Genomic DNA, 18,820 nt, shown 5'->3' on the forward strand with positions numbered 1-18,820 from the left:
CCCTTGGCCCTCGGCCCGGGGTACGAGCGTGGCGGCTCTCCGCGTCAGGGGGAAAGCCGCCACGTTGTTCGGGAGTTGCGTTCAGTCGTGTGCGGAACGCGGGCCACGGGCCTCGTCCCGTACATCACCGCCTGGAGCGCGGAACGGCCCCTGTGCGTGCCCCCGGTGACGGGCCGGTCCGGCGGCCGGGGCATCGCGTACGTCGACGAGCACAGCATCGACCGCGACGAGGAGGGCGTGCTGTGAACCCGGGCGCTGTACCGGCCGGGGCAGGGGCGGCCCGAGTTCGGCGACGTACGGGCCCGTCGAGGACGTCGTCAAGGCCTGTGGCGACCACGGGATCCGCTGGGTGATCGCCTCCCAGCTCGCCATGGAACTGCGCGGCTGTACGTTCGTCGATCCGGCAGCCGAACTCGCGGTCGCCCGCCGGTGAAACAGGCGGTACGTCAGCGCTCGCCGCCCGGCACCCACAGCACGTCCCCGACCTCCTTGTTCGCCACGCGGGCCAGGATGAAGAGCAGGTCGGAGAGCCGGTTCAGATAGGTCGCCGTCAGGGCGTTCATGGTCTCGCCGTGCACCTCCAGCGCCGCCCAGGTGGAGCGCTCCGCGCGGCGTACGACCGTGCAGGCCTGGTGCAGCAGGGCCGCGCCCGGGGTGCCGCCGGGGAGGATGAAGCTGCGGAGCTTGTCGAGCCGCTCCAGGAAGCGGTCGCAGTCCGCCTCCAGCTTGTCGATGTACGGCTGCTCGACGCGCAGCGGCGGGTATTCGGGCTTCTCGATCACCGGTGTCGACAGGTCCGCGCCCACGTCGAAGAGGTCGTTCTGGACCCGGACGAGGACCTTGACCAGCTCTTCGGGGAGCGCGCCGAGCGCGATCGCGGTGCCGATGACGGCGTTGGCCTCGTTGGCGTCGGCGTACGCGGCGATCCGCAGGTCGGTCTTGGCGGTACGGCTCATGTCCCCGAGGGCGGTCGTGCCCTTGTCGCCGGTGCGGGTGTAGATACGCGTCAGATTGACCATACGGCCAGCCTAGGCCCCCGGCCCGGGTCCCGGCTGATCTCCCGGCCGACCTTCGCGGCTCAGGCTGCGGCCCGCCCCGGCCGAGGCGTCACCGTACGAACCGTACGACCGCACAAGCCCGTACACCCGCACACGCCCCCCACGCCCGCACAAGCCGAAAGGCCGGCGCCCCCAAAGGCCCCGGCCCACCGGCCCCCAGCTTCCCTCGGGTCTCAGCCCGCCATCGTCTTCCCCGTCTCCAGCAGCGACTTGAGGTCGCTGAGCAGCATCGCCCAGCCGCCGCCCGTCTCCTTGATCTCGCCCGCGACCTGGGCCGCGTGCGCCGGCGCACCGGTGACATCGTGCGTCACGGTGAGCTTGACGACGCCTCCGTACGGCTCCTCCTCGATCTCGTACGTCAGGCGCGTGTACGGTTCGGCCGCCAGCTCGGGCGTGAAGAGCATCCGGTACGTCTGGACGAGCCGGTGCGGCGCCTCGGCCTCGACGACCTCGCCCTCGATGATCTGCTCCGGCGCGCCGTGCGCCCGCATCTCGTCGCTGGACAGCGAGCGGTACGCACCGCCAGGGCGCAGGTCGAACTCGCTGGCGCAGCCGTACCCGTACTTGCCGTTCCAGTCGGGACTCGTGATCGCGTCCCAGACGGCCTGCGCCGTCGCCCTGATGTAGATCCGGTGGACCTGGACCGTCCTGGTCGACTCGGCCGTGGCAGTGGTCGTGCTCGTGGCAGTGGTCATGTGTTCCCCTCCAGCTTGTGCTTCAGCTCGGTGAGCGCCGACACCTGGCGCTCGGTGTACTTGTCGATCCACCGGTCGTGGATCAGCCGGATCGGCACCGGGTTCAGGAAGTGGTGCTTCTCCCGGCCCGATCTGCGTGTGATGACTAGCCCTGCCTCCTCAAGCACCTTCAGGTGCTTCATCGCTCCGTACCGCGTCATCTCCAGCTCGGACTCCAGCTCGCTCAGCGTGCGTCCGTCGCGCGCGAAGAGCAGGTCCAGCAGAAAACGGCGGGTCGGATCGGCCAGCGCCTTGAAGACCCGGTCGTCATCGCTCCGGTCGTCGTCGCTCACGGATCCAGAATAGGTGACCAGAAGGTCACATGTAAAGCCTGGCGCATCGCCGTCCAGGGCGCCCCACGGCCCTCGGAGGCCCTCAAGTGCGCTGCCCACGGCCTCCGATGGACCGTCCCGGTGTGATGTCCGTCATCCGGGGCGTGACGCGCATCTCTTCGCTGTCACATGCGCCTTCACGCCCGCTAACCTCCGCAGAGCGCGCAATGTAAACACGCGTTAAAGCCGCACCAGAGCCGAACCGGATCCGAAGAAGAATCGTGGGGTGTGACGTGGCCAGGAAGCTCGCCGTCATCGGGGCCGGACTCATGGGGTCCGGGATCGCGCAGGTCTCGGCCCAGGCCGGCTGGGACGTCGTCCTGCGCGATGTCACCGACGCGGCGCTGGCCCGGGGGATCGACAGCGTCAAGGCCTCGTACGCCCGGTTCGTCAACAAAGGCACGCTCGAAGAGGCCGACGCGGACGCGGCCCTCGCCCGGATCACCACGACCACCGATCTGGACGCCGTCGCCGACGCGGACATCGTCGTCGAGGCCGTCTTCGAGAAGCTGGACGTCAAGCACGAGATCTTCCGGTCGCTCGACAAGCTCGTACGGGACGACGCCGTCCTCGCCTCCAACACCTCCGCCATCCCGATCACCAAGATCGCGGCGGTGACCGGGCGCCCGGAGCGCGTCGTCGGTACGCACTTCTTCTCGCCCGTACCGATGATGCGGCTCTGCGAGCTGGTGCGCGGCTACAAGACCAGCGACGAAACCCTCGCCACGGCACGGGAGTTCGCCGAGTCGGTGGGCAAGACCTGCATCGTCGTCAACCGCGATGTGGCGGGCTTCGTGACGACCCGGCTGATCTCCGCGCTCGTCGTCGAGGCGGCGAAGCTGTACGAGTCGGGCGTCGCGACCGCCGAGGACATCGACATCGCCTGCAAGCTGGGGTTCGGCCACGCCATGGGGCCGCTCGCCACCGCCGATCTGACCGGGGTCGACATCCTTCTCCACGCGACCGACAACATCTACGCCGAGTCGCAGGACGAGAAGTTCGCCCCGCCGGAGCTGATGCGCCGGATGGTGGACGCGGGTGACATCGGCCGCAAGAGCGGGCAGGGGTTCTACAAACACTGAGCGGGGAGCCGAGAGCCGGGCGCTGAGCCGCGTCACGCCGCTCCGGTATCACCCCACGGGGTGATTTTGGTATCGGTTCGCTTACAGACGGCAACTTCTCCGCCCGTGCGGCAGTCAGTTGTTGGAATACATAGAAAACACAGCAGACAGAACACAACGGAGCACGGAAGCACTCTCGGGGAGCGCATATGCACATCAGGGGCGACCACGCCGAGCTGGTCGTCGGGGGCCGCCTCGACGTTCGCAGCGCGGCGGACGCCCGTACGGTCCTGCACTCGGCCGTCGACGACGGAGTCGGCGATCTGGTGCTCGACCTGACCGAACTGGACTCCTGGGACGCCACGGGACTCGGCGTCATCATGGGAGCCCACCGACGCGCGGGGCGGTGTGGCCGGAGGCTTGTGCTGCGCGGCGTTCCGCCGCAGATGCAGCGCCTGCTCGTGGCCACACGGCTGCACCGCATTCTCGCCATCGAGGGCGGAATCGCCGCGGAATCACTGCCGCGGGTCTGACCCGGCCGCCCGTGCGTCCGCACCTCGGCGGCCCGCGTCCGTACCGTTGGCCGACTCTGTCCTTACTCGGCCGACTCGGTCCTTGCGTGGTCGGCCGCTGCCTCCGCCCCGCCAGATCTGCTGGAAACCAGCCACATCGCACAATCCTCATAAGACCGTGATGTCTTGGACGCCGCGGTACCCCGGCTGTTCACGGATAATGTCCAGAGGTCTAGGGTCGGCGCGTCTGCCGACGACCGACCCATGGAGCAGGCACCGGACCGGAACCGACAGATGGGCGTGCGAGGCCGGGGGCAGCGGCACGCCACGATCTGGGGGGCTTTTCACCATGGACCCGATGAGCCGGGGACCGAAAGATTTCGGCCACGACGACCAGCGCGACGACGAGCGGTACGACGACGAGCGGTACGAGGAGCAGCGGTACGCGAGCGCCGCCGAGGGCGAGAGCGAGGGCGCCGAAGCGCCGCGTCCGCCGCGCGTCGAGATCACCCCCGCCATCACCGCGGCCCTCGCACCCACGCGTACCCCTCCTCCTGCCGCGGTCACCCCCGCCCTGGCACACCTCAAGGGCGCCGGACCCACACCCGTGCCCGTCCGCACGGTCGAGCTGATCTCCGGCGACCTCCTGTTGACCGTCAACCCCGTCGACGGCAGTGAGATCGAGCTGTGCCCGCCGGGCAGACGGCCCCCTGCCCCGGCCAGGCGCAGCGCCGAGGAGCGCGCCGCCCTCCAGCGCGCGGGGCGTCCTCCCGTACCGCCCGGGCCCGCCGCGCCGCCGCTGCCGCTGCTGGAGCGCGCGGAGGAACGGACCGAGCTGCGCGGGCTGCTGGGCCGGGGCCGCTCCGTATATCTGACCGGGCCCGCGGGCTCCGGCCGTACCGCACTGCTCGAAGCCGTCGCCGCGGACTGCCTGAACCTCGCGCCCGACGGAGTCGTACGGCTCTCCGGGCACCACCGGACGGCCACCGAGCTGCTGTACGAGCTGTACGCGGCCGTATACAAGGCCACGCTCTGCCGGCCGGACCGCGCCGGACTGCTCGAACTGGTCGCCGGGATCGGCGCGGTGGTCGTCCTCGACGATCTGGAGCTGGGCGGCGAAGCGCTCGACGAACTGCTCGACGCCACCCCCGAGTGCGCCTATCTCCTCGCCCCGGTCCCCGGCGCCGAAGCACCCTCCGCCGACGCGCGGCTGGACGAGGTCGCGCTCGGCGGGCTCGGCCGCGGCACCTCGCTCGAACTGCTGGAGCGCGCCGTCGAACGCCCCCTCACCGACGAAGAGGCGAACTGGGCGGGCGACCTCTGGTTCGAGTCCGAGGGCCTGCCCCTGCGCTTCGTCCAGGCGGGGGCGCTGCTGCGGCAGCGCGACCAGTTGCGCGGCGGCCCCGGAGCCTTCGACGAGTTCGAGCCCTTCGAACGGGCCATCACCGAGACCCCGGTGAGCACCCCCGACGGATACGACATACCCCTGCCCAGCCTCGGCGAGGGCGCCGCGCCCGCCGCCCTGCTCGCCTCCCGGCTCAGCGAGGCGGCCCGCGCGACCCTGCGCTTCGCCGTCGCGCTCGGCGGTGAGGTGCCGCACCAGGCGCACCTTCCGGCGCTGGTGGGCGACACCCACGCGGACGCCGCGCTCGGCGAGTTGATGAGCTGCGGACTCCTCACCCCGGTCGGCGGGCGCTACCGGCTCGCCGCCGGAGTCGTCGCGCAGCTCGAAGCCAAGGGGTACGGCGACGACGCCGTGGCCCACGCGCACACCGCGGCCCAGCACTACGCCTGGTGGACCGGTCACCCCTCGGTCACCCCCGAACGGGCCGTCGCCGAGGCCGACGCCATCCTCGCCGCGCTGGGCCCGCTGGTGCCCGGGCAGGAGTCGGGACATCCGAGCGCCGCGGTGCTGCTGGCGCGCAGCGCCGCGCCCGCGTTCCTCGCCGGGCTGCACTGGGGCGCCTGGGAACGGGCCCTGCGCGCCGGCTCCGAGGCCGCCAGGCTTGCCGGAGAGGTCGCCGAAGAAGCTTATTTCCACCACGAGTTGGGCGTGCTCGCGCTCTGCGTCGGGAACCCGGACCGGGCCCGCGCCGAGCTGGAGGCGTCGATCGGGATGCGGGGCGCCGTCGCCGACAAGGCCGGCACGGTCGCGGGACGCAGGGCGCTGGCCCTCGTCGCGGACCGCGAGGCCGCGGCCTCCGGCGGTCGTACGCCCGCGGGCGAGCTGCCCGTACGGTACGAGGAGCCCTCGCCGCTCACCTCCACTCCGGCGCTGGGCACTCCGGCCCCGCAGGGGCTCGCCGGGGCCGGTACGCCCCTGGTCACCCGGCGCGACACACCTCCGCCGGGCCCGCACCCCACCGGCAAGTCTCCGGCGCACGGCCGCCGTCCGGCGCTGCGCGGTGCCCGGCGCAATCTGGTCGCGGCGGGCGCGGGCGCGGTGCTCGCGGCCGTCCTGGGCACGGTGGTGACGCTGGGCGCGACCTCCGGTGGCGATCCCACGCAGCCCGACCCGTACCAGTCGGAGCCGGCCTTCGACCCGGACGAGGGCGACGACGGCGGTCTGCCGGCCGACCAGCCCGCCGATGTCTCGACGCACCGGCCCGGCTCCGGCCGTACGGAACAGGGCGGCCCGGCCGCGAGCCCGACGGACAGCGCCACCCCGTCCGGCACGGCCTCGGCCCCGGACAGCCCGTCCGACCCGGGCGGTGGCGGCTCGTCCTCGGGCGGCGGTACGTCCTCGGCGCCGGGCAGGCCGCCCGTACCGCCGACCAGCAGCAGCCGACCGCCGAAGCCCCCGACGGAACCGTCCGATTCACCGTCGGCCTCGGAGCCGACACCCTCGGACACGCCGACTCCTTCGGAGAGCGAGTCGTCCCCGTCGGAGCCCACCACCACATCCAGCGGCACGTTCCCCAGCCTCAGCGCGGGAGCGACGGAGCCTGAGCCCAGCTCCTCCCCGATCTAGCACTGCGGGGAGCCGGCGCCCTCGGGCACCGGCTCCCCACACAGCCGTACGGATCAGAAGAGGCGGAGCTTGTCGTCCTCGATACCGCGCATCCCGTCGTAGTCCAGCACGACACAGCCGATCCCGCGGTCCGTCGCCAGCACCCGTGCCTGCGGCTTGATCTCCTGCGCCGCGAACACGCCCTTCACCGGCGCGAGATGGGGATCGCGGTTGAGCAGTTCGAGATAGCGGGTGAGCTGCTCGACCCCGTCGATCTCGCCGCGCCGCTTGATCTCCACCGCCACGGTCCCGCCGTCCGCGTCCCGGCACAGGATGTCCACCGGGCCGATCGCTGTCGGGTACTCGCGGCGGATCAGGCTGTATCCCTCGCCCAGTGTCTCGATCCGGTCGGCGAGCAGCTCCTGGAGATGGGCCTCCACACCGTCCTTGATGAGGCCCGGGTCCACACCCAGCTCATGCGAGGAGTCATGCAGGACCTCCTCCATGGTGATGATCAATTTCTCGCCCGCTTTGTTGATGACCGTCCACACACCGGCTTCGTCATCAGCACCTTCTTTGAGGGTGCAGGGCGGCGACATCCAGTTGAGAGGTTTGTACGCCCGGTCGTCGGCGTGGACCGAGACACTGCCGTCGGCCTTGACCAGGATGAGACGGGGAGCGGAGGGGAGATGGGCGGTGAGCCGGCCCGCGTAGTCGACGGAGCAGCGGGCGATGACGAGACGCATGGTCGGCAACGCTACTCGACCGGCGAGGCCGCGCGCGATTCGCCCCGGAAGCCTCCCGTTCGTTATTGGCCGGTTGTGTTCCCATTCTCCTGGTGCCGTCACCACCACACGCCTAACGTGGAAGCAGGAGGTCGCCGGTCGTGCACGCTGCGTCGTCGTCGCCTCCTTCCCTGCCCGTAAGGCCCCGCTTCCGGGGTCGCGAGAGGAGAACCCATGTCGCTCGACGTCTCACCGGCACTGTTGGATCAGGCCGAGCGAGGCGAGGTCGACGAAGCGGCTTTCGTCGACTGCGTCCGGACCTCCCTGCCCTACGCATGGGAGATGATCAGTTCTCTGGTGGCCGAGCTCAAGGTGGACGGTGGACAGTTCGCCGACAACCAGACGCCCCCGCCGGACGAGCAGGCACGTGGTCAGCTACTGCGCGCGCTCGCGAGTGACGCCATTCGCGGGACGCTGCAGCGGCACTTCGGGGTGCGTATCGCGTTCCAGAACTGTCACCGGGTCGCGGTGTTCCCGTTGGACACCTCGGTCGATGAGCGGCTGGCCCGATTCACCTCGGTCAGGGCCCAGTTGCTCAACCAGTCTCCCGAACTGCGCGACTGCTGACGTCCCTTGCTGCCGCTCCGCACCGGGGAGGTGTCGTGGGTGCAGGAGCGGCAGCAGTTCGAGCGGGGCCGGAGACCCTCGCGGGGGCGGTACGAGGGCGGTTCATGGGCCGAGCAGCGGCAGCACCTCCGTACCCAGCCGCTGTATGTTCTCCTCCGTCGCCGCCAGATCGCCCGAGCCCTCTACGAGCAGCGCGAAGCGGGTGATGCCCGTACGCTCCGCCGTCGCCGCCAGCCGGTCCACGGCCAGTCGGGGCGGTCCCACCGGATGCAGCGCGCAGAGCAGTTCGGTGTACTCCAGCGGGTCCCGCATCGAGCGCGGCCTGCCGTCGACGGTGACATGCGCGCCCAGCCCCTGCCTCAGCCAGCCCGGCATCGCCTTGACCAGCGTCTCAACCGCCTCGGCCCGGCCGTCCGCGATCTGCGCCACCCCGGCCGACACATGCGCGGCGGACTCGATCTCCTCGGCGCCCAGGCCGGCTTCGCGCGCGTGCGACCGCCAGAGCGCGACCATCTCCGCCTTCTCCTCGTCGCCGCAGTGCATCCCCAGCAGCATCGGCAGCCCGTGCTCGGCGGCCAGCCTCACCGTCTTCGGCGAGGTGCAGGCGATCACCACCTCGGGTCCCGGGGCGTCGACTCCCGCCGTGTCGATCAGCTCGTCCGCCCGTGGTACGACGGGGACTTCGCGGAACCGGAACCGCTCGCCCGAGGCCGAGACGCGCGGCTCGCGCAGCCAGCGCAGCAGCAGGGCGAGGGATTCGGGGAACTCCCGCTCGTACGCGGCCAGTCCGGAGCCGAAGACCTCCAGATCGATCCAGGGGCCGCCCCTGCCCACCCCCAGACTGAACCGCCCGCCCGACACAAGATGCAGCAGGGCGGCCTGCTCGCCGAGGGCCACCGGATGCACGTTCGGCAACACGCTGACGGCCGTGCCCACCCGGATGTGGTCGGTACGGCCGAGGAGCAGCGCGGCCAGGGTCACGGCCGACGGACACACCCCGTACGGTACGAAGTGGTGCTCGGCGAGCCAGACCGCGTCGAGCCCGGACACCTCGGCCAGCTCGGCGGTGCGCACGGCCCGGTTCAGCGCCTCTCCCTGTCCCTGACCAGGGAACTGAGCGGACAGTACAAAAGCTCCAACACGCATCGCCTTCTGCCTCCTTGCGGCCGACGCGACTCCCCTAGTGGCAACAACGCCTGACACGTGCCAAGGGCACGGCCGCCCGCGAAAATTATGCGATTGTCCCTTGAGTCGGGCCTGTGAACCGGCGCCTCTTGTGCCGCACGGGACGTCTGCCCGGTGGTACGGGCCGTACGCTGGAGTGGAACCGTGCTGTCTGCCCCGTGAGGTGTCCTGTGTCCCCGCGCCGCAACCGCCCCCGAGGCGGCGAGAAACCGACCGAGCGAGCCGGTGAGGCGGGGGACCGGTACGGCGGCTTCCAGCGGTCGGAGTCCTGGCAGGGCGAGGAGTGGTCGGTACGGCATGTCGCCGGCGCGAGCGCTGAGGGGAAGCGCTACCGCTGCCCGGGCTGCGACCAGGAGATCCCGTCCGCGGTCCCGCATGTGGTGGCCTGGCCCGAGTACGGCGGGGTGGACGACCGGCGGCACTGGCACCGCTCCTGCTGGAGCGCAAAGGACCGCCGCACCTCGCGGGTGCAGCGGTCCCGTAACGCACCGAAGTACTGAGCCGGGCCGAGCCGGTACGGTACGCGCGGCGCGGGCCGGACGTCGCGGCTGGACGGTCGCGGCTACGTCTAGACGTCGCGCTTTTCGAGGGCGAAGCAGGCGCCGGCCATCGCGACGGCCGTCACCACCACCAGGATCCACAGCGGCTCCCAGCCGCGCGGACCGGTAGGGCTCGCGATACCGGCGCTGTCCGTGTAGAAGACCGAGAGCTGGTTCGGGATCGAGTATTCGAGCAGGCCGTCCCGCAGCGCGCTCAGCGAATCCGCGAACATGAATATCGCCAGCACGAGCGGCAGCAGGACCAGCCCGATCATGACCGTGATCGCGCCCGCCGAGTGCCTGACCAGCGCGCCGACGGCCATGGCCAGCAGCCCGAGCGTGGCCACATAGATGCTCACGCCGACCGTCGCCCGGAACCAGAGCCCGCCGTCCTGCGAGGGCGCGTCCACGATCGCGGCCTGGACCGCGGCCACGGTCATCGTGGTCAGCGCCGTGATCACGAAGACCAGGACGAAGAAGACGACCGCCTTGGCGGTGAGCACGCGTACCCGGCTGGGGCAGGCGGTCAGGGTCGTACGGATCATGCCCGTGCCGTACTCCGAGGCGATGGACATCACGCCCAGCGTCATCACGCACAGCGAGCCGAGCAGCACCCCGAAGAAGCCGAGGGCCAGCATGGACTCGCCATCGGTGACCGGGGCGTCCGAGGCGGCGACCACCACCGCGGTGAGGATCCCCACGCCCAGCATCAGCGCGATCATGACGCCGAGCGTCCACATCGTGGACCGTACGGACCGGAGCTTGGTCCACTCCGAGGCGAGGGCGTCGCCGAAATGGGCCCGGCGGGCCGGGATCGGCGAGGTGTATCCGACGACGGGACCCTGCTGCCAGGGGGCGGGCTGCTGAGCGGCGGCCTGGGCGGCCCCCGGCGGGACCTGCTGGTACGGGTTCGGCGGGGTCGGCGGGGTCGTCACTGGGTGTCCTCGCTGCTGTCGCTGTCGCGCTTGGTGGTGTCCACGGCCGGGGGAGAAGCCGGGGGAGCGGCCGGGGCGGTGGCAGGGGCCGGCTGAGCGGCCGGGGCCGCGGGAGAGGCCGCCGGGGCGTCACTCGCGTACGGATTGGCGCCGGGCGGCGGCGGGGGATACCAGCCCTGCTGCGGCACCTCCGGGACGACCGGCTGCCCGTACCCCTGGCCCGGCTGCCCGGGACCGTATCCGTACTCCGGTCCGAAGCCGGCCGGCTGCTGGAAGCCCGCCAGCTCGTCGGCCGTCGAGCGGTAGTCCACCGCGCTCTGTGTCATCCGCATGTACGCCTCCTCCAGCGAGGCCTGGTGCGGGGACAGCTCCCAGAGCCGTACATCCGCCGCGTGCGCCAGATCGCTGATCCTCGGCAGCGCGAGACCGGTGATCCGCAGGGCTCCGTCCGGCTCGGAGAGCACCTGCCCGCCCGCCTCGGTGAGCGCGGACATCAGCTTCTCCCGCTGCTCGGCCTCGCCCTGCGGGGTGCGCACCCGTGCGAAGTCCGCGGAGTTGGCCGAGATGAAGTCCTTGATATTCATATCGGCGAGAAGCTGACCGCGCCCGATCACGATGAGATGGTCCGCGGTCAGCGCCATCTCGCTCATCAGGTGGGAGGAGACAAAGACCGTACGGCCCTCGGCGGCGAGCTGCTTCATCAGATTGCGGACCCAGAGGATGCCCTCGGGGTCGAGGCCGTTGACCGGCTCGTCGAAGAGCAGCACCTGCGGGTCGCCGAGCAGCGCCGCCGCGATCCCCAGCCGCTGGCCCATGCCGAGCGAGAAACCTTTGGAACGCTTTCTGGCCACATCCTGGAGGCCGACGACCCCGAGCACCTCGTCGACCCTCGTCGCCGGTATGCCGGAGAGCTGTGCCAGCGAGAGCAGATGGTTGCGGGCGCTGCGCCCGCCGTGCACGGCCTTGGCGTCGAGCAGCGCGCCCACCTGGCGGGGTGCGTTAGGGAGCTGCCGGAAGGGGTGGCCGCCGACCGTGACACGGCCGGCCGTCGGCTGGTCGAGTCCGACGATCATGCGCATGGTGGTCGACTTGCCGGAACCGTTGGGGCCCAGGAACCCGGTCACCGAGCCTGGCCGTACCTGGAAGGAAAGGTTGTACACGGCTGTCTTGGCGCCGTAGCGCTTCGTCAGGCCGACTGCCTCGATCATTCTCCAGCCCCATCGGATCAGGTCAGGTCTTCGGGGCAGTGACCTTCGCGGCCGAAAACCCCCGTAAGGGTTAGGAGGATATCCGTGCCTTGACGGTTCCCGCGAAGTCGTTCAGGCGGAGAGTCGGTGACGAACTGGCCACGCGACCCTTTTCCCCGGGTCACGCGTCCGCTTTCGCAAGCCGGGCGGCCCGGCTTCCCGGACTACGCGTCCCGCTTCCTCAGTACGAGAAAGCCGCCCACGAGCGCCGCCGCCACCCAGAGCACCATGATCCCGAGCCCGCCCCACGGTCCATAGGGCGTCTCCTCGGAATTCATGGCGTTGGGCAGCACCTGCATGATCCGGGAGCCCGCCCGGTCGGGGAAGTAATGGGCGACCTCCTTGGCGACCGGCACCGCCGCGAGGATCTGCGAGACCAGGAAGAAGAACGGCATCAGAATGCCGAGCGACAGCATCGAACTGCGCAGCATCGCCGCCACGCCCATCGAGAAAAGGGCGATCAGCGCCATGTACAGACCGCTGCCGATCACCGCACGCAGCACGTTCGGCGCGCCGATGGTGGTGCTGTGGTCCCCGAGCAGCGCCTGCCCGAGGAAGAACGACACGAAGCCGGTGACCAGACCCACCACCAGCGCCAGCACCCCGGCCACCAGGACCTTGGAGAACAGGAACGTGCCCCGCCGGGGCACGGCGGCCAGGGAGGTACGGATCATGCCGGAGCTGTACTCGGAGCCGACCACCAGCACCCCGAAGACCACCATCGCGAGCTGGCCGAGGGTCATCCCGGAGAAGCTGGTGAAGGTCGGGTCGAAGGTGGCCTGCTGCGGGGCGGGCAGCTCGTCGAAGGTGGAGTTCAGCAGGGCGGACAGGGCCGCGCCCAGGGCCACGGTCACGACCAGGGCGCTGATCAGGGTCCAGGTGGTGGAGGAGACCGTACGGATCTTGGTCCACTCGGAGCGGAGGACGGCGGGTACCGATGCCATGGTCAGACTTCCTTGCCCTGGTGGTCGTGGCCGCGCTGCCCGTCGGGCTCGTCCTGCCCGGCCTGCCCGTCCTGCCTGTCGTGTTCGTACGGCGCGGCCGGTGCGCCCGGAGCTGCCGGTGCGCCCGGACCGCTCCCGGGCTCGGGGCCCGCGTGGGCGTGGTACTCGACCGACTCGGCCGTCATCCGCATAAACGCTTCTTCGAGCGAGGCGCGCTGTGCGCTCAGCTCATGCAGGACGAGCTGGTGGCGCGCGGCCAGCTCGCCCAGCTCCTCCGTGGACGCCCCGTCGACCTCCAGCACCCCGCCCTCGGTCTCGGCCGGGGTGAAGCCCGCCTCGTGCAGGACGTCCTTGAGCCGCTCCGCCTGCGGTGAGCGCACCCGGGCATAGCTGCGGGAGTTCTCGTGGATGAAGGCCGCCATCGAGGTGTCCGCGAGCAGCCTGCCCTGCCCGATCACGATCAAGTGGTCGGCGGTCAGGGCCATTTCGCTCATGAGATGGCTGGAGACGAAGACCGTCCTGCCGTCGTTGGCGAGCGCCTTCATCAGCGTACGGATCCAGTGGATGCCCTCGGGGTCGAGACCGTTGACCGGCTCGTCGAACATCAGGATCTCGGGATCGCCGAGCAGCGCGGAGGCGATGCCCAGCCGCTGCCCCATACCGAGGGAGAAGCTCTTGGACTTCTTCCGCGCCACCGCGGTCAGCCCGACCATGTCGAGGACCTCGTCCACGCGGCTCGCGGGAATGCGGTTGCTCTGTGCCAGGCACAGCAGATTGTTGTAGGCGCTCCGGCCGCCGTGCATGGCCTTGGCCTCCAGCAGCGCCCCGATGTGCGTGAGGGGCTCCGCCAGCTCGCGGTACCGCCTGCCGTCGATCCTGACCGACCCGCTGGTCGGCACGTCCAGATCGAGCATCATCCGCATCGTGGTCGACTTGCCCGCGCCGTTGGGGCCCAGGAATCCCGTCACCACACCGGGCCGCACCTGGAAGGAGAGACCGTCGACCGCCACCTTGCGGCCGAAGTGCTTGGTGAGCCCCTCGACCTCGATCATCCGCAAACCTCGATCATCTGTACACCCCGATCATGCGGACAACCTAAGGGTGCGCGAAGCCCCCTGCCACCGAAGTGGCAGGGGGCTTATGCGATCGTTACGCGATTCGAACGGCTCAGCGGGTCTGCTGGGCCGGCACCCCACGGGAGATCGGCTCGTCGTCGGCCGGGCTGCTCGCGGCGGCCACCGCGGCACCGGTCAGCGTGGCCAGCATCTCGCGGACGTTGGTGAGCTGCGCGTTGATCGAGTCGCGGCGGTTGGTGAGCGCCGCCAGCTCGCGCTCCGATTCGCTGCGGATCCGGTCGGCCTTGGCGTTCGCGTCGGCCACGATGTCCTCGGACTGGCGCTGCGCCGTCTCGACGGTCTGCCGGGCCCTGCGCTCCGCGTCCGTACGCAGCTTCTCGGCCTCCAGACGGAGCTGCTCGGCGCGGTGCTCGATCTCCGCCAGACGCTTCTCGGCCTTGGCCTGACGCGACGCCAGGTCCCGCTCCGACTGCTCGCGGCGCTTGGCCAGGTTCGTCTCGAAGTCCGCGGCGGCCTGGGCGGCCTTGGCGCGGGTCTCCTCGAAGAGCGCGTCGGCCTCCTCGCGCTTGGACTGCGCGTCCTTCTGCGCCTCCGAACGCAGGGTCGCGGCGTCACCCTTCGCCTTCTCGACGATACGGACGCCCTCGTCCTCGGCCTTGGCCTTGCGCTCCGACGCGAACGCCTCGGCGTCGTTGCGCACCTGCTGGGCCGCCGACTCGGCCAGCTCGCGGTGCTGCTCCGCCGCGCGCCTGGCCTCCTCGCGCAGGTCCTTCGCCTCCTCCTCGGCGAGGCGGAGGATCTTCTCGACCCGGGCGCCGAGTCCGGCGTACGACGGCTCCGCGTCCGGGACCTGGGCCTGGGCGTTCTGCGTTTCGAGGTGGAGCTCCTCGATGCGCTTCTCCAGCGCGGTGATGCGGGCCAGAGCACTGTCACGGTCGGCGACGAGTTTGGTAATGCGGTCGTCCACCTGACCGCGGTCGTAACCACGCCGCACGAGCTCGAAGCCGAATGGGGAGGAAGTGTCGCTCATGGGGTTCCTGTCGAATGAGACCGGTGAGGTGATAGAGGGAATCCTAGGGGCCTTTGCGGCGTGTCATCGAGCGGATGCAGGTTTGATCTGGAGAATGTCCAGCCTTTTGAGTGGCTAGCCGTCGGAAGACTTGCCACTCGTCCGGGTGGTTCCCGCCGCGGCGCCCGCCTTGACCTGGGTGTCCTTCGCAGGACCGGCGGGTGCCTCAAACGACTCCAAAGCTTCGAGTACATCCTGGACGCGGGAGATTTCGGCCTGGATGTCCTCGCGGCGGCGCACCAGGACATCGAGTTCGCGCTTGCCGTCGTCGACCGTACGCCGGGCCTCCCGGTCGGCTTCCGCGCGCAACTTCTGGCCCTCCGCGATCAGTTCGGCCTTCTTCTGCTCGGCTTCCTTGAGCAGGCCCTCGGCCTTCTTGACCGCGGCGATCCGGACCCGGCTCGCCTCCGAACCGGCGTCGGCGACCAGGGCCTTGGCCTTCGCCTCGGCCTCGGCCCGCTGCTCGTTGGCGGCCTTCATCAGATTGTCGACGCGCTCACCGACGGTCTTGAGCTGCTCCGAGGTCTCCCGGCGGGCCCGCTCATGGAGCTGCTCGATCTCGCTCTCGACCCGGACCCGCAGCTCCTCCGCACGGTCGCGGATGGCCGTCGCGTCCCGGCGCGCGCCGACGAGCAGCTCGTCCGCGTCCGTACGGGCCTTCTCCACCAGGGAGTTGCCCTCGACCGTCGCGTCCGCGGTGATCCGGCCGGCCTCCTTGCGGGCCGCGCCCACCATCGTGTCGGCCTGCTTCTCGGCCTCGGTGGCGGCGCGCAGCGCCTCCTCCTGCGCCTTGTTGATGAGCTGGTCGGCCTGCTCGGCCGCGTCGGAGCGGCGCTTGGCCGCGTCCTTGCGCGCCTCGTCCAGGAGCCAGTCCGTCTCCTCCTGGGCCTCGTTCCTGAGCCGCTCCGCGGCGGCCTCGGTGTCCGCCTTGAACCTGTCAGCCTCGACCCGCAGCCGCTCGGCGGCCTGCTGCGCGGCGCCCACCGTCTCGGCGGCCTCGGCGCGCATACGCTCCGACTCGCCGGTGGCCTCCGCGATGAGCCGGTCGGCCTGTCCGGCGGCGTCGCCGCGGATACGGTTCGCGTCCTCCCGGGCCTCGGCGCGGGCGCGGGCCGCGTCCCGCTCGGCCGCCGCCAGTGAGTCCGACGCCTCGGTCCGTACCCGCTGCGCGTACTCCGCGGTGTCGGAGCGCATCCGCTCCGCCTCCGAGATCGCGTCGCCCACGGTCCGCTCGGCCAGGGACTGCGCGGCGTCGGCCTCCTCCTGGGCCCTGGCCCGGATCCGGCTCGCGTCCTCCGAGGCCCGCTCCCGCTCCGCGTACGCGTCCGCGCGGACCCGGTCGGCCTCCTCCTGCGCCTCCGTCTTCGTACGCTCGGCCGCGTGCTCGGCGGCGGAGCGCAGCCCGGCGATCTCCTGCTCTGCCTGGTCCTGGAGACCGGCCACGGAGTCCCGTACCTGCTGGGCGGTCTGCTCGGCGGCGGCCACCAGCTCCGTGGCGCGGTAGTCCGCCTCGGAGACCAGCCGGTGCGCCTCGGCCTGCGCCTCCTCGACCCGGGTGCGCGCCGAGGACAGCAGCTCCTCGCTCTGCTCGCGGGCGCGCTCGCGCTCCTGGTCCGCCTCCGCGCGGGCGGCCGTCAGGGTCTCCTCGGCCTCGCGGCGGCGCCGGCTCGCCTCCTCCTGGGCGGCGGCCAGTGCCTCGGCTGCCTCGGCGCCGACCCGCTCCGCGGCGGCGGCCGCCTCGGCCCGCATCCGGTCGGCGGTCTCCTGCGCCTCCGTCTTGAGCCGCTCGGCCTCCGTGGCCGCTTCCGTACGCAGCCGTACCGCCGCGGCCTCCGCCTCGGCGCGGTACTGCGAGGCGTCGGACGCGGCCTCGTTGCGGAGCCGCCCGGCCTCCTGCTCGGCCTGCGCCTGGAGCGTACGGACCCGCTCCGCGGACTCGGCGCGCAGCCGCTCGGACTCCTCCGCGGCCTCCCGCCTGATCCGCTCCGACTCGGCGCGCGCGTCGGTGAGTGCCTCCTCGGCTGAGGCGAGCCGCTGCTCCGCCTCGGTGTGCAGCCGGGTCAGCTCGTCGGAGGCCTCGTCCTTGCGGGCCTCGATCCCGCGCTCGGTCTCCTCGCGCAGCTCGGCCGCGGCCTGTTCGGCGGCGGCCTTCGTGGCCTCGGCCTGCTCCTCGCCCTCGGCGCGCAGCCGGTCCGCCTCGGCGCGGGTGCGCTCCAGGGTCTCCTCGGCCTGCCGGCGCAGCGTGGTGGCCCGCTCGATGGCCTCCGTACGGACCCGCTCGCTCTCGGCGGTGGCACCGGAGCGCAGCTCGTCGGCGTCCGCCTTGGCCTTGGTCAGCAGCTCCTCGGCGGACCTGGCCGCCTCCTCGATCTGCTGGACGGCCTCCCTGCGGGCCTCGCCGCGGATCCGCTCGCCCTCGGCGACCGCCTCGGACCGGAGCTGCTCGGCCTCGCCGCGCAGCCTGCGCGCCTCCTCCTGAAGCTCGACGGTCTTGGCGCGGTACTCCTTGGTGTCGTCCTTGGCTGCGCCCTTGAGCTGGTCGGCCTGCTCGGCCGCCTCGTTGCGCAGCCGGTCCGCCTCGGCCTCGGCCTCCCGGCGGATCCGCTCGGCCTCCTCGCCCGCGGACCTGGTGGTGGCCTTGGCGTCGTCGGAGGCCTTGGTCAGCACCTCCTCGGCGGTACGGGCCGCCTTGGCGAGCTGGGCCGCGGTGTCCTCGGCGGCGACGGTACGGGCCTTCTCGGCGGCCTCCGCGACCAGCTTCTCGGCCTCGGCGCGGGCGTCGGCGAGCGCCTGCTCGGCCTCCGCCTTGGTGGCCTCGGCGTCCTGGGTGGCCTCGCCGACCAGCCGGGCGATCTCCGACTTGGCCGTACGGGTGCGCTGCTCGTTCTGCGACTCGACCCCGGCCAGCCGCTTGGCCGCGGCCTCCTTGGCCTCCGCGACGACCTTCTCGGCCTCCGCGCGGGCCTCCCGCAGCCGCTCCTGCGCCTCGCTCATCCGCTGCTCGGCGGCCCGGCCCAGCTCGGCGGCCTGCTGGCGGACCTGGTCGGCCTCGGCGGTCGTGGACGTACGCAACTGCTCGGCGTGGCCGGCGGCCTCCTGCGCCTGCGCGGACGCCGCGTTCAGCAGCCGTTCCGCGTCCCTGCGGGCCCGGAGCAGTATCGCTTCAGCTTCCGACCTGGACGCTTCGGACGCCTCGCCGAGCCGGCGGCGGGCCTCCTCGGTGACCCGGGCGGCCTCCGCGCGGGCGGCGGCCAGGGACCCCTCGGCCTCGGCGCGCGACTCGTCCAGCAGCCGCCTGGCCTGGGATTCCGTACGGGCGCGGAGCTGCTCGGCCCAGGCGACGTTCTCGTTGACATGCGACTCGACGGTCTGGCGGCGCTCCGCCAGCTCCTGGTCGAGCCGCTGGCGGCGCTGGACGGCCTCCGCGTGCAGCTCCGCCTGGAGTCTGGCCTGGTGCTCGGCGTGCTCCTGGAGGATCCGCTGCGTCTGGGCCCGGGCCTCGCGCAGTTCGCGCTCCGCGTCCGCGCGCATCTGCTCGGCCTGCATCTGGGCGTTACGGAGCATCTGCTCGGCCTGGTAGCCGAGGTCGCCGTTGTCGTAGGACGACGGACGGGTGGCCAGGGCGCGGCGTGCCTCATGGAGCTTGGCGCGCAATACCTCGACCTGGTAACCGAGGTCCTCGGCGTGCTGGACGGCCTTCTCCCGCGCGGTCTTCAGCCGGTCCATCTCGGCTTCGAACCGCGAGAGGTGGTCGTCGTCAGCTCGGTGGCTCTCCTGGCGTTCGTAGCCCCGCACTGCGCGGTCCCATCCGTCCCCTGGTCGCAAC

The 18,820-nt window shown here is 71.5% G+C and carries 17 protein-coding genes; 6 read left to right on the forward strand and 11 right to left on the reverse strand.

The features are described from left to right. The first annotated feature begins 87 nt into the window (after nucleotides 1-87). Nucleotides 88-246, forward strand: coding sequence for a hypothetical protein (locus ACFU9P_RS14710; RefSeq protein WP_384080377.1), 159 nt, complete (start codon nucleotides 88-90; stop codon nucleotides 244-246). A gap of 200 nt (nucleotides 247-446) precedes the next feature. Here the strand turns inward: ACFU9P_RS14710 and ACFU9P_RS14715 are convergent, their stop codons facing one another. The 3 genes from ACFU9P_RS14715 to ACFU9P_RS14725 all read right to left on the reverse strand — a co-directional run bounded on the left by ACFU9P_RS14715 (nucleotide 447) and on the right by ACFU9P_RS14725 (nucleotide 2,085). After that, nucleotides 447-1,019, reverse strand: a complete 573-nt coding sequence (locus ACFU9P_RS14715; protein ID WP_376371874.1) for a cob(I)yrinic acid a,c-diamide adenosyltransferase — start codon at nucleotides 1,017-1,019, stop codon at nucleotides 447-449. Between the two features lie 212 nt (nucleotides 1,020-1,231). Further along, on the reverse strand, nucleotides 1,232-1,753 hold the full coding sequence (locus ACFU9P_RS14720; RefSeq protein ID WP_376371871.1) for an SRPBCC family protein: 522 nt from the start codon (nucleotides 1,751-1,753) through the stop codon (nucleotides 1,232-1,234). Further along, nucleotides 1,750-2,085, reverse strand: a complete 336-nt coding sequence (locus tag ACFU9P_RS14725; RefSeq protein WP_384080382.1) for an ArsR/SmtB family transcription factor — start codon at nucleotides 2,083-2,085, stop codon at nucleotides 1,750-1,752. Before ACFU9P_RS14725 ends, ACFU9P_RS14720 begins: the two co-directional genes overlap by 4 nt. A gap of 272 nt (nucleotides 2,086-2,357) precedes the next feature. Here ACFU9P_RS14725 and ACFU9P_RS14730 point away from each other — a divergent pair, with 272 nt between their 5' ends. From ACFU9P_RS14730 to ACFU9P_RS14740, 3 genes are all read left to right on the forward strand, one after another. Next, nucleotides 2,358-3,206: a 3-hydroxyacyl-CoA dehydrogenase family protein gene (locus tag ACFU9P_RS14730; protein ID WP_376371865.1), complete on the forward strand. Its 849-nt coding sequence runs from the start codon at nucleotides 2,358-2,360 to the stop codon at nucleotides 3,204-3,206. Nucleotides 3,207-3,394: 188 nt separating this feature from the next. After that, entirely contained in the window at nucleotides 3,395-3,718 is a 324-nt protein-coding gene (locus ACFU9P_RS14735) for an STAS domain-containing protein (protein WP_046496099.1), read from the forward strand. A 328-nt stretch (nucleotides 3,719-4,046) separates the two neighbouring features. Further along, on the forward strand, nucleotides 4,047-6,668 hold the full coding sequence (locus ACFU9P_RS14740) for an ATP-binding protein (protein WP_384080386.1): 2,622 nt from the start codon (nucleotides 4,047-4,049) through the stop codon (nucleotides 6,666-6,668). Between the two features lie 53 nt (nucleotides 6,669-6,721). Here the strand turns inward: ACFU9P_RS14740 and nucS are convergent, their stop codons facing one another. After that, the gene (gene nucS / locus ACFU9P_RS14745; RefSeq protein WP_376371859.1) at nucleotides 6,722-7,393 is read right to left on the reverse strand and encodes an endonuclease NucS; all 672 of its coding nucleotides are present in this window, start codon (nucleotides 7,391-7,393) and stop codon (nucleotides 6,722-6,724) included. Between the two features lie 213 nt (nucleotides 7,394-7,606). Between nucS and ACFU9P_RS14750 the strand changes: the two genes are divergently transcribed. Then, nucleotides 7,607-7,999 (forward strand): SCO5389 family protein, encoded by a 393-nt coding sequence (locus ACFU9P_RS14750; RefSeq protein ID WP_046509118.1) that lies wholly within the window; start codon nucleotides 7,607-7,609, stop codon nucleotides 7,997-7,999. 102 nt (nucleotides 8,000-8,101) lie between these two features. On the opposite strand, the gene ACFU9P_RS14755 is transcribed toward ACFU9P_RS14750, so the two are convergent. Further along, nucleotides 8,102-9,145 (reverse strand): LLM class flavin-dependent oxidoreductase, encoded by a 1,044-nt coding sequence (locus ACFU9P_RS14755; RefSeq protein WP_384080391.1) that lies wholly within the window; start codon nucleotides 9,143-9,145, stop codon nucleotides 8,102-8,104. Nucleotides 9,146-9,354: 209 nt separating this feature from the next. Here ACFU9P_RS14755 and ACFU9P_RS14760 point away from each other — a divergent pair, with 209 nt between their 5' ends. Beyond that, complete coding sequence (locus ACFU9P_RS14760) at nucleotides 9,355-9,684, forward strand: ATP/GTP-binding protein (protein ID WP_376371853.1); 330 nt, start codon at nucleotides 9,355-9,357, stop codon at nucleotides 9,682-9,684. A 68-nt stretch (nucleotides 9,685-9,752) separates the two neighbouring features. Here ACFU9P_RS14760 and ACFU9P_RS14765 read toward each other — a convergent pair whose 3' ends face one another. From ACFU9P_RS14765 to scy, 6 genes are all read right to left on the reverse strand, one after another. Then, nucleotides 9,753-10,658 (reverse strand): ABC transporter permease subunit, encoded by a 906-nt coding sequence (locus ACFU9P_RS14765; RefSeq protein ID WP_384080395.1) that lies wholly within the window; start codon nucleotides 10,656-10,658, stop codon nucleotides 9,753-9,755. Beyond that, a complete protein-coding gene (locus ACFU9P_RS14770) occupies nucleotides 10,655-11,866 on the reverse strand; it encodes an ABC transporter ATP-binding protein (protein WP_376371847.1) in 1,212 nt (403 codons plus the stop codon). The genes ACFU9P_RS14765 and ACFU9P_RS14770 overlap by 4 nt, the downstream gene beginning before the upstream one ends. Before the next feature lie 203 nt (nucleotides 11,867-12,069). Beyond that, a complete protein-coding gene (locus ACFU9P_RS14775; protein WP_376371844.1) occupies nucleotides 12,070-12,849 on the reverse strand; it encodes an ABC transporter permease subunit in 780 nt (259 codons plus the stop codon). Nucleotides 12,850-12,851: 2 nt separating this feature from the next. Further along, the gene (locus ACFU9P_RS14780; RefSeq protein ID WP_384080399.1) at nucleotides 12,852-13,901 is read right to left on the reverse strand and encodes an ABC transporter ATP-binding protein; all 1,050 of its coding nucleotides are present in this window, start codon (nucleotides 13,899-13,901) and stop codon (nucleotides 12,852-12,854) included. Nucleotides 13,902-14,016: 115 nt separating this feature from the next. Next, entirely contained in the window at nucleotides 14,017-14,955 is a 939-nt protein-coding gene (locus tag ACFU9P_RS14785; RefSeq protein WP_376371839.1) for a cellulose-binding protein, read from the reverse strand. 114 nt (nucleotides 14,956-15,069) lie between these two features. Then, the gene (gene scy / locus ACFU9P_RS14790; RefSeq protein ID WP_376371836.1) at nucleotides 15,070-18,789 is read right to left on the reverse strand and encodes a polarized growth protein Scy; all 3,720 of its coding nucleotides are present in this window, start codon (nucleotides 18,787-18,789) and stop codon (nucleotides 15,070-15,072) included. Between the last annotated feature and the right edge of the window lie 31 nt (nucleotides 18,790-18,820).

This window comes from Streptomyces sp. NPDC057617 (assembly GCF_042800555.1).
Lineage (GTDB): Bacteria > Actinomycetota > Actinomycetes > Streptomycetales > Streptomycetaceae > Streptomyces.